8 protein-coding genes and 2 pseudogenes are annotated in these 13,649 nt (G+C 70.1%); 7 read left to right on the top strand and 3 right to left on the bottom strand.

Annotation, left to right across the window (positions count from 1 at the left end; genetic code table 11):
- Positions 1–145: 145 nt before the first annotated feature.
- Positions 146–241, bottom strand: a pseudogene (locus ACZ6B1_RS31985) (esterase); the annotation flags it as partial.
- Between the two features lie 222 nt (positions 242–463).
- On the opposite strand from ACZ6B1_RS31985, the gene ACZ6B1_RS31980 reads away from it, so the two are divergent.
- The 4 genes from ACZ6B1_RS31980 (at position 464) to ACZ6B1_RS31965 (ending at position 7,072) form a co-directional block, all read left to right on the top strand.
- Positions 464–1,936, top strand: a complete 1,473-nt coding sequence (locus ACZ6B1_RS31980) for a diaminobutyrate--2-oxoglutarate transaminase family protein (protein WP_468784133.1) — start codon at positions 464–466, stop codon at positions 1,934–1,936.
- 256 nt (positions 1,937–2,192) lie between these two features.
- Positions 2,193–4,142 (top strand): IucA/IucC family protein, encoded by a 1,950-nt coding sequence (locus ACZ6B1_RS31975; RefSeq protein ID WP_468784131.1) that lies wholly within the window; start codon positions 2,193–2,195, stop codon positions 4,140–4,142.
- 67 nt (positions 4,143–4,209) lie between these two features.
- Positions 4,210–4,884: a GNAT family N-acetyltransferase gene (locus ACZ6B1_RS31970; protein WP_468784129.1), complete on the top strand. Its 675-nt coding sequence runs from the start codon at positions 4,210–4,212 to the stop codon at positions 4,882–4,884.
- A 196-nt stretch (positions 4,885–5,080) separates the two neighbouring features.
- A complete protein-coding gene (locus ACZ6B1_RS31965; protein ID WP_468784127.1) occupies positions 5,081–7,072 on the top strand; it encodes an ATP-dependent DNA helicase in 1,992 nt (663 codons plus the stop codon).
- 159 nt (positions 7,073–7,231) lie between these two features.
- Here ACZ6B1_RS31965 and lexA read toward each other — a convergent pair whose 3' ends face one another.
- Positions 7,232–8,011 (bottom strand): transcriptional repressor LexA, encoded by a 780-nt coding sequence (lexA, locus tag ACZ6B1_RS31960; RefSeq protein ID WP_014675455.1) that lies wholly within the window; start codon positions 8,009–8,011, stop codon positions 7,232–7,234.
- A gap of 566 nt (positions 8,012–8,577) precedes the next feature.
- Between lexA and nrdR the strand changes: the two genes are divergently transcribed.
- Entirely contained in the window at positions 8,578–9,123 is a 546-nt protein-coding gene (gene nrdR / locus ACZ6B1_RS31955) for a transcriptional regulator NrdR (RefSeq protein ID WP_468784125.1), read from the top strand.
- A 163-nt stretch (positions 9,124–9,286) separates the two neighbouring features.
- Positions 9,287–12,184 (top strand): vitamin B12-dependent ribonucleotide reductase, encoded by a 2,898-nt coding sequence (locus ACZ6B1_RS31950; RefSeq protein ID WP_468784123.1) that lies wholly within the window; start codon positions 9,287–9,289, stop codon positions 12,182–12,184.
- 67 nt (positions 12,185–12,251) lie between these two features.
- Here ACZ6B1_RS31950 and ACZ6B1_RS31945 read toward each other — a convergent pair.
- Positions 12,252–12,842: pseudogene (locus ACZ6B1_RS31945) on the bottom strand (TerD family protein); the annotation flags it as partial.
- A gap of 95 nt (positions 12,843–12,937) precedes the next feature.
- Here ACZ6B1_RS31945 and ACZ6B1_RS31940 point away from each other — a divergent pair.
- Entirely contained in the window at positions 12,938–13,543 is a 606-nt protein-coding gene (locus ACZ6B1_RS31940; RefSeq protein WP_468784121.1) for a YdbC family protein, read from the top strand.
- Positions 13,544–13,649: the final 106 nt, after the last annotated feature.

Below are 13,649 nucleotides of genomic sequence, written 5' to 3'. Positions count from 1 at the left end.
CGTTCGCTGTGGGGGAGTTCCGACGGTCCGGCAACGGTTCGGCTACAAGCGGCCTGACCTGGAAGCACGCCAGCCGCGCTTCCGTGTACACGACCGACGACCTCCAGCGGAAGGAGCGCCACGCCTCGCCGTTGCGCGACGAGGGCATGCCGTCCCGGGTGAGGTGGTAGCCCTCGGCGAACTGCAGAGAGGACGCGGTGTCGAAGTTCGCGTCGGTCACCGGGTAGAGCAGCACCGGAGCGGCAAAGCGGACGGGTGTGCGACGGGGGCAGGGGCAGGGGCAGGTGCTGGGTCGGGGCGATGGACGGTTCGGCCGCCGTCCAGGGACTGCGGGGACGGTAGGGATTGCGGGGTGACCCGTAACCCGTGGGCCGGTGCGCGGTTGTAGGGGTGGGGGGTCGGCTGCCTGTGCCCGGTCCCCGTGGATCAACTCGCCTCTGGACAGCGGGGAGGACAGCGAGTCGTGGCCGTGACCGAGTCGGTGGCTGAAGGTGCGTACGGGGAAGAGCGCGCGGTGCACGAGGGGATCCTCAGGCGCCAGTCGGCGCGTGAGTCCGCGGCACGCACCTACGCGCGGGCCCTGCCCATCGTGCCCGTGCGGGCGCGGGGACTGACCATCGAGGGCGCCGACGGCCGCCGCTACCTGGACTGTCTCTCGGGGGCCGGAACCCTCGCCCTCGGCCACAACCACCCGGTGGTCCTGGAGGCCATCCGTCGCGTCCTCGACTCCGGCGCCCCGCTCTCCGTCCTCGATCTGGCGACACCGGTGAAGGACGCCTTCATCACCGAGTTGTTCCGCAGCCTGCCGCCGGGGCTCGCCGACCGTGCCCGGGTGCAGTTCTGCGGACCGGCCGGCACCGACGCCGTCGAAGCGGCCCTCAAACTGGTCCGCACCGCGACCGGACGCACCGGCATACTCGCCTTCACCGGTGCCTACCACGGCATGACGGCCGGGGCCATGGCCGCCTCCGGCGGAGCCGGCGATGTACGGGTCGCGCGGCTGCCGTACCCGCAGGACTACCGCTGCCCCTTCGGCATCGGCGGTCCGCGCGGTGCCGAACTCGCCGCCCGCTGGACCGAGTCCCTCCTCGACGACCCGAAGTCGGGCGTACCGCTCCCCGCCGGAATGATCGTCGAACCCGTCCAGGGCGAGGGCGGCGTGATCCCGGCGCCGGACGGCTGGCTGCGCCGCATGCGGGAGATCACCGCCGACCGGTCCATCCCGCTGATCGCCGACGAGATCCAGACCGGCGTCGGCCGCACGGGCGCCTTCTGGGCCGTGGAGCACAGCGGCGTCACACCCGACGTCATGGTGCTGTCGAAGGCCATCGGCGGCAGCCTGCCCCTGGCCGTGGTCGTCTACCGCGACGACCTCGACGCGTGGCAGCCCGGTGCCCACGCGGGCACCTTCCGCGGCAACCAGCTGGCCATGGCCGCCGGCACCGCCACTCTGGCCCATGTACGGGAGAACGCACTCGCCGAGCGGGCCGCCGACCTCGGGTCGCGGATGCTTTCCCAACTCCGCCAGTTGCGGGACGCGTTCCCCTGCGTGGGTGACGTCCGAGGACGGGGGCTCATGATCGGCATCGAGCTGGTGGACCCGGAGAGCGAGGCGACCGGACCGGGCGAGGACCCCTTCGCCGACGATCACCGGTTCGACGCCGAAGGCCTCCGGCCCACCCCCACCCCGCGCCGCGCCGCCCCCGAACTCGCGGCGGCCGTCCAACGGGAGTGTCTCCACCGGGGGCTCATCGTGGAACTCGGCGGTCGCCACGCCGGCGTCGTACGGCTCCTTCCGCCGCTGACCATCTCCGACGAGCAGGCGGCAGCCGTCATGGACCGCCTGGCCGACGCGGTGGAAGCGGCGGCCCGCCGACAGCAGGACCACGGCCGCCGGCACCGCCATCACGACAACCCTGTCCCCGGCATCCGTTAGCGGCCCCCACGAGAGCGGCCCCACCACCGGAGCCCGAGGACCCAACCAGGCTCGATCCCTCTCGTCCCGGTCGCACGCGAACCACGCGCACGACGTGACCGTTCGTTCGCCCCCGCCGCCTGGACATTCGACGGCCGCACAACGGCACCAGCGCCCAACGGCACCACCGCACGGCGGCCGAACGGACGACGGGAAGTCCGGACGAGAACGCCCCCACCTCTCCGTAGCCCCAGCCCACCCCTTCCGAGGAGCCGTCTTGAACGCCACTCCCGCACCCGACGGCCGTTCCGGCAGCCCTGACGAACAGGGCGACTCCGGGACCCAGCCCTCTCACGTGCCGCTCGCCGAGTCCTTCCCCCAGCAGAAGCGGCGAGCGCCGGACAGCATGAGCGCGGCGGCCCCCGGCGCGGACCCGCTGGAGGACCCCGACCCCGGCACCGCCGCCCAGGCCGCCGCCGTCGAGAACCTCCTGCGCTGCTGGGTACGGGAGACCGGCCTCGCCGCCCCCGCCACCGGCACCCTTCGTATCCCGCTGCTCCGCAGTGGCACCGCGCTCATCGTCCAGGTCCGGCACTGGTCCCAGGGGGGCTGGCACCGCTTCGGGCCGGTCCGCCTGGCCGGCGCCGAGACGGCCCCGCCCGTCGACGCGATCACTCTCGCGGCGCTCCTGGCCAGGGAGACACCGGGCGGCACCCACAGGACCCTCAGTGTCCCGGAGCAGCCCGAGGCCGCAGGTGATGGTGGCGACCTGGTCGCCAGGGTGGCCGACTCCCTGCGCCGCACCGCGACGTTCATCAGCGACCGGCGCGCACATCCGGACGACGGCCCCGACCTCTTCCTCAGCGCCGAACAGTCCCTCCTCCTCGGACACCCCCTGCACCCGGCCCCGAAGAGCCGGGAAGGCCTGACCGAGGCCGAAGGCCCGCTGTACTCACCGGAATCACGCGGCTCGTTCCCGCTGCACTGGTGGGCCGTGGCCCCCTCTCTACTGGCGGCCGACTCGGCCTGGACCGAGCGCGGCCGTACCGTTCCCGCGGACCGGCTCACCCAGCGGCTCGCCGGAACCACTCTGCCCCTGCCCGCCGGATACGCCGCGCTGCCGCTGCACCCCTGGCAGGCCAGGGAGACCAGGCACCGCGATGCGATCGCCGCCCTGCTCGACTCCGGAGCCCTCCGTGACCTCGGTCCGCTCGGCTCACCCTGGCACCCCACCTCCTCCGTACGCACCGTCCACCGATCCGACGCCCCCGCGATGCTGAAACTGTCGCTGGGCCTGCGCATCACCAACTCCCGTCGCGAGAACCTGCGCAAGGAACTCCACCGCGGAGTCGAGGTGCACCGTTTGCTGCGCGGCGGGCTCGCCCGTCAGTGGCAGGCCGCACATCCCGCCTTCGACATCGTCCGCGACCCCGCCTGGCTCGCCGTCGACGATCCGGACGGGCGGCCCCTGCCCGGACTCGACGTCATGATCAGGCACAACCCGTTCGCCCCGGCTGACGATGTGAGCTGCCTGGCCGGACTCGTCTCGCCCCGGCCGCTCGCCGAACCGGACACCGACCCCTGGCCGACGAAGGGACCCTGGGCCCTGCGGTCCCGTCTGTCGCAACTCGTCGCGCGCCTCGCCGCACGCACCGGGCGCCCTGTCGGAGCCGTCGCCGCGGAGTGGTTCCTGCGTTACCTGGAACAGGTCGTCCGGCCGGTGCTCTGGCTGGACAGCGAGGCCGGCATCGCCCTCGAGGCCCATCAGCAGAACACCCTGGTCCTGCTCGACCGCGACGGCTGGCCCGCCGGCGGCCGGTACCGCGACAACCAGGGCTATTACTTCCGCGAGTCCCGGCGGACCGAGCTCGACGCGCGGCTGCCCGGCATCGGCGTGCGCAGTGACACCTTCGTCGCGGACGAGGTGACCGACGAACGCTTCGCCTATTACCTCGCCATCAACAACGTGCTCGGGTTGATCGGCGCCTTCGGCTCCCAGCAACTCGCCGACGAACGGATGCTCCTCGCCGCGTTCCGAGGCTTTCTCACCGATGCCGCCTCAGGCCCGCTCGCCCTGCGGACCCCGCTGCCCGGCCTGTTGCTCGACTCACCTGTCCTGCGCTGCAAGGCCAACCTGCTGACCCGGCTGCACGGCATGGACGAACTCGTCGGCCCGGTCGACACCCAGTCCGTCTACGTCACCATCGCCAACCCCCTTCACTCCTGAACGAACCGCTCTGCCCTTCCGCGTTTCCCGCGAGCCCTCCACATCCCTCAGCCGAAAGGAGCGCACCGTGCCCTCCACCGACACCAGTACGGACACCGCCTCTCCCGAGGACGGCGAGGCCACGCTGCATCTGCGCCTGCCCGCCGAGTTCGTCGCCCTCTTCGCCACCGCCGACCTGCTCGACGACGTGTCCGGCTGGGGCCCGACCCCCACCCCCGTAGGCCTCTTCGAACTCGTCCCCGTGCGCCTGAAGGACGACCTCGCGCTCATCCACCGCTGGATGAACGACCCCGCTGTCGCCGCCTTCTGGGAGCTGGCTGGGCCCCCGGACAGGATCGAGGACCACCTTCGCGCCCAACTCGACGGCGACGGCCGCAGCGTGCCGTGCCTGGGCATGCTCGACGGCGTCCCCATGAGCTACTGGGAGATCTATCGGGCGGACCTCGATCCGCTGGCCCGCCACTGTCCTACTCGTCCGCACGACACCGGGATCCACCTCCTCGTGGGTGAGGCCGCGGACCGGGGGCGGGGACTGGGCTCCTCCCTGCTCAAGGCCGTGGCCGATCTAGTCCTCGACCGTCGCCCCGACTGCGCCCGGGTCGTCGCCGAACCGGATCTTCGTAACACCCCTTCCGTCACCGCCTTCCTGCGTGCCGGTTTCCGATTCGCGTCCGAGGTCGACCTGCCCGGCAAGCGGGCCGCCCTCGTGATCCGGGACCGCGTCCCGAACCGAGTGACGTGACGAATTGTGCTTGTGTCGTCACATTGAGTACGAACGGCGGCCCGGTGAGGTTCCCAGCCGTTGCGAAGAGAGGTGGAAGGCCGGCGATGCCGCCGCAGTCACCCCGCTCCGTATCAGGAGTCCCCGCAGTGCTCCCACCCCTCGCCCCCGCCTTGACCGCCCGTTTGTCAGTGCCGGGCCGTAGGGTGGTCGGGCTATGACGAAGCCCTCACTCCCCGAACTCCTGCATGCCGCTGTCGCAGCCGTCGGCGGCACGGAGCGCCCCGGCCAGGTGACCATGGCCGAAGCGGTCGCCGAAGCGATCGACGACGGATCCCACCTGCTGGTCCAGGCCGGCACCGGCACCGGAAAGTCGCTGGGCTATCTCGTGCCCGCGCTCGCGCACGGGGAGCGAGTGGTCGTCGCCACGGCCACACTCGCACTGCAGCGCCAGCTCGTGGAACGCGACCTGCCGCGCACGGTCGACGCCCTGCACCCGCTGCTGCGCCGCCGCCCGGACTTCGCCATGCTCAAAGGCAGGTCGAACTACCTGTGCCTGCACCGCCTGCACGAGGGCATGCCACAGGACGAGGAGGACGGGCTCTTCGACCAGTTCGAGGCCGCCGCGCCCACCAGCAAGCTGGGCCAGGACCTGCTGCGCCTGCGTGACTGGGCGGACGAGACGGAGACCGGCGACCGCGACGGCCTTACACCGGGCGTCTCCGACCGTGCCTGGGCGCAGGTGTCGGTTTCCTCGCGGGAGTGCCTGGGCGCGTCGAAGTGTGCCTACGGCGCCGAGTGCTTCGCGGAGATGGCGCGCGAGCGGGCCAAGCTCGCCGAGGTCGTAGTCACCAACCACGCCCTCCTGGCCATCGACGCCATCGAAGGCGCCCCGGTGCTGCCTCAGCACGAGGTACTGATCGTGGACGAGGCGCACGAGCTCGTCTCCCGTGTCACCGGCGTCGCCACCGGCGAACTCACGCCCGGCCAGGTCAACCGCGCCGTGCGCCGGGCGGCCAAACTCGTCAACGAGAAGGCCGCCGACCAGCTCCAGACCGCCGCGGAGGGCTTCGAGCGGCTGATGGAACTGGCTCTGCCGGGCCGCCTCGAGGAGATCCCGGAGGATCTCGGCTATGCGCTGATGGCGCTTCGGGACGCGGCCCGTACGGTGATCACCGCGCTCGGCTCGACCCGCGACAAGTCCGTCCAGGACGAGGACGCGGTCCGCAAGCAGGCGCTGGCCTCGGTCGAGACCGTGCACGACGTGGCGGAACGAGTGGTCAACGGTTCCGAGTGGGACGTGGTCTGGTACGAGCGCCACGACCGCTTCGGCGCCTCGCTGCGTGTCGCACCCATGTCCGTCTCCGGGCTGCTCAGGGAGAAGCTCTTCGCGGACCGCAGCGTCGTCCTCACCTCGGCGACGCTCAAGCTGGGCGGCGACTTCAACGGCGTCGGCGCCTCCCTGGGGCTCAGCCCCGAGGGCACGGAGGGCGAGGACCTGCCGCAGTGGAAGGGCGTGGACGTCGGCTCGCCCTTCGACTACCCCAAGCAGGGCATCCTGTACGTCGCGAAGCATCTCGCGCGCCCCGCCCGGGACGGCGAGCGCTCCGACATGCTCGACGAGCTGACCGAGCTGATCCAGGCGGCCGGCGGCCGCACCCTCGGGCTGTTCTCGTCCATGCGTGCCGCTCAGCTCGCCGCGGAGGAGCTGCGCTCCCGAATCCCCGAGTTCCCCATCCTGCTCCAGGGCGAGGAGACGCTCGGCGAGCTGATCAAGAACTTCGCCGCCGACCCGCGGACCTGCCTGTTCGGCACGTTGTCGCTGTGGCAGGGCGTCGACGTCCCAGGTCCGAGCTGTCAGCTGGTGGTCATGGACAAGATCCCCTTCCCGCGCCCCGACGACCCGCTGATGAGCGCCCGGCAGAAGGCGGTGGAGGACGCGGGCGGCAATGGCTTCATGGCCGTGGCCGCGACCCATGCGGCCCTGCTCATGGCCCAGGGCGCAGGCCGTCTGGTCCGCGCCTCGGGGGACCGAGGTGTGGTCGCGGTACTTGATCAGCGCCTCGCCACCGCGCGGTACGGCAGCTACCTCAAGGCGTCACTGCCCGACTTCTGGTACACCACGGACCGCAACCAGGTGCGCAAGTCGCTGGCGGCCATCGACGCGACCGCGAGGCAGATGGAAGAGAAGCAGACACAGGAGCAGTGAGCCGGCTGGTCCGGCCGACTGAGGCCGGAACCGCCACATGCACGAGAGATCGCGCAGCCGTCCGGGGGAGAGTCTGGACAGCACAGGGCCCCGGAACCGGCGCAGGGGTCCCGGGGCCCGGTCAGGGGGACGAGCCGTCCGGCCCGCCCGCCACGGCCGTCACACGCGCCGCAGCACAGCGACGACCTTGCCCAGAATGGTCGCGTCGTCGCCGGGGATCGGTTCGTAGGCCGCGTTGTGCGGCAGGAGCCAGACGTGGCCGTCCTCGCGCTTGAAGCGCTTGACGGTGGCTTCGCCGTCGAGCATCGCCGCGACGATGTCGCCGTTCTCGGCGACCGGCTGGCGGCGGACGGTGACCCAGTCGCCGTCGCAGATCGCGGCCTCGATCATGGAGTCGCCGACGACCTTGAGGACGAACAGCTCACCGTCGCCGACGAGCTGGCGGGGCAGCGGGAACACGTCCTCGACCGACTCCTCGGCGAGGATCGGTCCACCGGCGGCGATACGGCCGACCAGCGGGACATAGGACGCGGCGGGCTTGCCGGCGGTGTCGGTGGGCTGCACCGTCACGGCCTGGTCGGAGCCGCGCACCTCGTACGCGCGCGGGCGGTGGGGGTCGCGGCGCAGGAATCCCTTGCGCTCCAGAGCCATCAGCTGGTGCGCCACCGAGGACGTGCTGGAGAGCCCGACGGCCTGGCCGATCTCGCGCATGGACGGCGGATATCCGCGTCGCTGCACCGAATCCCTGATGACCTCGATCACCCGGCGCTGCCGGTCGGTGAGCCCGGAGCTGTCCGCCCGGATACCTGGAGGTCGGCCAGGAAGGGAGCGCTTGTGCCCCTCGGGATTCGTGGCTTCGTTCATCGCATGTACCGGCTCGACTCGGCCCATGGAGCGGTCCTGGGCAGTGATGGTGGCACTGTCTGCGGTGGTGGTCACGTCGGCCCCTCTCGATGGTCTCCCTGCTGGACAACGGTAGTTGCTTTCGAAAGGTTGCGCCAAACACACGTTCGAGTGAAAAAGTGCGATTCGCCTGACGCGATCATGTGTCTGGGTGTATGGCTAACGTGGCACTTGGCGGGCAAAAGCGCCCATTGCTGTACTCTTCACCGCCGGGAATGGCGACCTTGCGGGTTGTGCCCTCAGTCTGCCATCCGGAACCCGGTCCACCCGGATCCGGGCTCCCTTCTGCGCCGGAGTCCCACGCGGTCTCCGTGCGGCGCCCACGGTATCTCCGTAACCGCAGGATCGATACGTCCCTGCGCCCGCGTGTTCGGAAATGCCGCCAGCGGGTATCCGGGGCCTGCTTCTGCGTGGCGACACGCGTGACCGCCTCGTTGTATGGGCCAAGCCCTACATCTAGTGGTTGGATGCTTACCGCAGCCCACAAGTTGTGGTCCCCCGGGTCTGGGATGGCTCCGCGATCGCCTATGCTTAGGGCTGCTTCGAGGGGCCCATGTGGTCCAGCGGGGTCATTGAGTCTGCTGTGAGAAGGGTTGGAGATCATGCACTGCCCCTTCTGCAGGCACCCCGACAGCCGCGTGGTCGACAGCCGTACGACCGACGACGGCACGTCGATCCGCAGGCGCCGCCAGTGCCCCGACTGCTCCCGTCGTTTCACGACCGTGGAGACCTGCTCGCTCATGGTGGTGAAGCGGTCCGGAGTCACCGAACCGTTCAGCCGCACCAAGGTCATCAACGGTGTGCGCAAGGCATGCCAGGGGCGGCCCGTCACCGAGGACGCGCTCGCCCAGCTCGGCCAGCGGGTCGAGGAGGCCGTGCGGGCCACCGGAAGTGCCGAGCTGACCACCCACGACGTGGGTCTGGCCATACTCGGCCCGTTGCAGGAACTCGACCTCGTCGCCTATCTGCGATTCGCCTCTGTCTACCGGGCCTTCGACTCGCTCGACGACTTCGAGGCCGCCATCGCGGAGCTGAGGAGGGCGCGAGGCGCCGCGGACGACGAGGACGCGGGAGCGGGGAGCCAGGAAGACGAACGCGGGCCCGGAGGGGCCACCGAGGTCCCCGTGCCCGCCCACGCCGCCGACTGACCGGCGCGCCGGAACCCGGACGGACGCCCGGGTTCCGGATCGGAAGGCGGCGACCGAAGACCTGTTGCGGGTGCAGTTGAGGGCGCCCGCGACACCAGACAGAACACCGTGCCACGGGAACATCGGGGCACTTCAGGGCGTTTCGCCCGTACAGGGAGGCGGCATGACAGAGACGGCGAGCGGTCCGGCACGAGGTTCCCGAGCCAAGGGAGCCAAGGCGGGTAACAAGGGACTGCACATCGAGCGCATCCACACCACCCCCGGCGTACACCCGTACGACGAGGTGGCCTGGGAGCGCCGTGACGTCGTCATGACCAACTGGCGCGACGGCTCGGTCAACTTCGAGCAGCGTGGCGTCGAGTTCCCCGACTTCTGGTCGGTGAACGCGGTCAACATCGTCACCAGCAAGTACTTCCGCGGTGCCGTGGGCACCCCGCAGCGCGAGGTCAGCCTCAAGCAGCTGATCGACCGCATCGTGAAGACGTACCGGAAGGCCGGTGAGGACCACAAGTACTTCGCCTCGCCCGCCGACGCCGAGATCTTCGAGCACGAGCTGGCCTACGCCCTCCTGCACCAGATCTTCAGCTTCAACAGCCCCGTCTGGTTCAACGTCGGCACCCCGCAGCCCCAGCAGGTCTCCGCCTGCTTCATCCTGTCCGTCGACGACTCCATGGAGTCGATCCTCGACTGGTACAAGGAAGAAGGCATGATCTTCAAGGGCGGCTCCGGCGCCGGCCTGAACCTCTCCCGCATCCGCTCCTCCAAGGAGCTGCTCTCCTCCGGCGGCAACGCCTCCGGTCCCGTCTCCTTCATGCGTGGCGCCGACGCCTCCGCCGGCACCATCAAGTCCGGTGGTGCCACCCGCCGCGCCGCCAAGATGGTCGTGCTCGACGTCGACCACCCCGACATCGAGGACTTCATCCAGACGAAGGTCAGCGAGGAGGAGAAGATCCGCGTCCTGCGTGACGCGGGCTTCGACATGGACCTGGGCGGCGACGACATCACGTCCGTCCAGTACCAGAACGCCAACAACTCGGTCCGCGTGAACGACGAGTTCATGACGGCGGTCGAGTCGAGCGGCAAGTTCGGCCTGCGCGCCCGTATGACCGGTGAGGTCATCGAGGAGGTCGACGCCAAGGCGCTCTTCCGCAAGATCGCCGAGGCCGCCTGGGCCTGCGCCGACCCGGGCATCCAGTACGACGACACCATCAACAACTGGCACACCTGCCCCGAGTCCGGCCGGATCACCGCGTCGAACCCGTGCAGCGAGTACATGCACCTGGACAACACGTCCTGCAACCTGGCCTCGCTGAACCTGATGAAGTTCCTGAAGGACGACGGCAAGGGCCACCAGTCCTTCGAGACCGAGCGCTTCCAGAAGGTCGTCGAGCTGGTCATCACCGCGATGGACATCTCGATCTGCTTCGCGGACTTCCCGACCCAGAAGATCGGCGAGAACACGCGCGCGTTCCGCCAGCTCGGCATCGGCTACGCCAACCTCGGCGCCCTGCTGATGGCCACCGGCCACGCCTACGACTCCGACGGCGGCCGTGCCCTCGCCGGTGCCATCACCTCGCTGATGACCGGTACGGCCTACCGCCGCTCCGCCGAGCTGGCCGCCGTAGTGGGCCCGTACGACGGCTACGCCCGCAACGCCGACGCCCACAAGCGCGTCATGAAGCAGCACGCCGACGCCAACGGCGGGGCCGTCCGCATGGACGACCTTGACACCCCGGTCTGGGCCGCCGCCACGGAGGCCTGGCAGGACGTCGTCCGCATCGGCGAGAAGAACGGTTTCCGTAACTCCCAGGCGTCCGTTCTCGCCCCGACCGGCACCATCGGTCTGGCGATGTCCTGCGACACCACCGGTGTCGAGCCCGACCTCGCGCTGGTGAAGTTCAAGAAGCTGGTCGGCGGCGGCTCGATGCAGATCGTCAACGGCACCGTTCCGCAGGCCCTGCGCCGCCTGGGTTACCAGGAGGAGCAGATCGAGGCGATCGTCGCCCACATCGCCGAGAACGGCAACGTGATCGACGCTCCCGGCCTCAAGCCCGAGCACTACGAGGTGTTCGACTGCGCCATGGGCGAGCGCGCCATCTCCCCGATGGGCCACGTCCGCATGATGGCGGCGATCCAGCCGTGGATCTCCGGCGCCATCTCCAAGACGGTCAACATGCCGGAGACGGCGACCGTCGAGGAGGTCGAGGAGATCTACTACGAGGCGTGGAAGCTGGGCGTCAAGGCGCTCGCCATCTACCGCGACAACTGCAAGGTCGGCCAGCCGCTCTCCGCCAAGACCAAGGAGAAGGAGAAGGCCGAGGTCACGGAGAAGGCCGAAGCGGCCATCCGCGAGACGGTCGAGAAGATCGTCGAGTACCGCCCGGTCCGCAAGCGTCTGCCCAAGGGCCGCCCCGGCATCACCACGTCCTTCACGGTCGGCGGCGCCGAGGGCTACATGACCGCCAACTCCTACCCCGACGACGGTCTCGGTGAGGTCTTCCTGAAGATGTCCAAGCAGGGCTCGACCCTGGCGGGCATGATGGACGCCTTCTCCATCGCCGTCTCCGTGGGTCTGCAGTACGGCGTGCCCCTGGAGACGTACGTCTCGAAGTTCACCAACATGCGCTTCGAGCCGGCCGGTATGACGGACGACCCGGACGTGCGGATGGCGCAGTCGATCGTCGACTACATCTTCCGCCGCCTGGCGTTGGACTTCCTGCCCTTCGAGACGCGCTCCGCGCTCGGCATCCACTCCGCCGAGGAGCGCCAGCGGCACCTGGAGACCGGATCCTACGAGCCCGCCGACGACGAGGTCGACGTTGAGGGCCTGGCCCAGTCGGCGCCGCGCGCCCAGGAGCTGAAGGCCGTCGCCACGCCGAAGGCCGAGGCCGAGGTGGCCAAGCCGGCCCCGAAGCAGGCGCACACCAGCGCCGAGCTGGTGGAGATGCAGCTGGGCATCCAGGCCGACGCCCCCCTGTGCTTCTCCTGCGGGACGAAGATGCAGCGGGCCGGTTCCTGCTACATCTGCGAGGGCTGCGGCTCGACCAGCGGCTGCAGCTGATGACACGCGGTTCCTGAGGTAAGGGGCGCCGGCGATAGCCGGCGCCCCTTACCTGTGCGCCTCCGCGTCAGGGGCGGGGCCTGCTGCCCATGACACGGGTGAAGGTCGCCGGATCCTCGTCGTAGCCGTGGACTCCGGGGTGGAACGTCCATCCACCGGAGTCGTCGCGCAGGAACTCGCCGATCGTGGCCGCCGTGGCCTCGGGGACCGAGGCGAAGTCGTCCTCGGCGAGCACGGTGTAGCCCTCGCGGATGCGCATGGCCGGGCCGAGCACGTCGGAGAAGGTCATGTGTCCGGTCCGCTGCTGGATGACCACACCGACCACCACGCGCGCGTACCGGCCGTCGAGCCGGTCGAGCTCGAGTGTCATGACCTCGTCCCAGCCGAAGCCCCTGCCGTCGGTGCTGTCCCGGTTGAGGAAGATCGTGCCGTCCGGCGAACGGCTGTCGAAGTGCACCAGATAGGCCGGCGCCCCGTACGGGTCGCCGGACTCGAACGGCCCCGCCATGATGTCCAGATCGGTTGGCGGTCGGCCCGCCGGACTGGGGTCCCACTTGAGCGCGACCTGGACCTTGCGGATTCCCTTGCTGAAGCCAGCCACCGGGCTTCGCCACCCCCTTGAAGTGCCATACCTGTCAACTGCCCCGGAGTCAGGGCCGTTTGCTCATCGTGTCACGCGCGCGGGGGAGCGTGCGCGGGCCATCTCAGCCGGAGCGTGACCGGCGCCACGCCCGGTGGCCTTACGATGGCGCGGTGCTGGTCAAGTGGATTCGCTGCACCGTGGTGGACCGCCGCGGCTTCGAGCGCGGGCAGCGGAAATGGGCGGGGCTTCCGGGGGAGCCGGGTTTTCGGGGGCAGGGCGGAGGCTGGAGCCGGCAGCGGCCCGGAGTGGCGCACATCTTCGCCTTCTGGGAGAGCCGCGCCTTCTACGACTCCTTCATGGCTCGGTCCCACGACCGTCTGGCGGCCGCCCAGTCCGGCACGTTCAAGGACTCCCAGGTCAAACTGTTCGAGTACCGGTTCGACGTGAAAACCGGCTTCGAGCCCCGGTTCACCGACTCCGACCTGGTCCGCGTCGCCCTGTGCCGGGTCCACGAGGAGCGTGTGGAGCACTTCACCCTCATGCAGGAGAAGGTCTGGAACCCCGCCATGGCCGGCTCGCCCGGCATGATCCGGGGCATGTTCGCCGAGGCACCCGCGCAGGAGTTCCTCATCCTGTCCATGTGGCGGTCGGCGGCCGAACACGGCAAATACCGCACCGAGCGGGTGGAGCGCCTCGCCCTGCGCGCCCAGACGGAGGCGGACATCGCGGCGCTGACCGGTGACATCGTGGAACTGGAGCCGTCCTGGACGGTCTGAACCGGCCGTCTCGAGGATGGAGCGCTGTTCCCGGACAGTCGGTAGATCCGGCGTGGGGATGACGCGGGGATCGTGCGCCCATGAGTGCCCCGATGCGCGGGATGCG

This window comes from Streptomyces sp. NPDC041129 (genome assembly GCF_055592265.1).
The sequence above is the reverse complement of the archived record's forward strand: the minus strand, read 5'-3'. Positions and strand labels throughout refer to the sequence as shown.

What these genes read in the sequence shown, in the direction of transcription:
- ACZ6B1_RS31950 (WP_468784123.1), top strand. Translation starts at nt 9,287, where the DNA reads ATGACAGAGACGGCGAGCGGTCCGGCACGAGGTTCCCGAGCCAAGGGA.
- ACZ6B1_RS31965 (WP_468784127.1), top strand. Translation starts at nt 5,081, where the DNA reads ATGACGAAGCCCTCACTCCCCGAACTCCTGCATGCCGCTGTCGCAGCC.
- nrdR (WP_468784125.1), top strand. Translation starts at nt 8,578, where the DNA reads ATGCACTGCCCCTTCTGCAGGCACCCCGACAGCCGCGTGGTCGACAGC.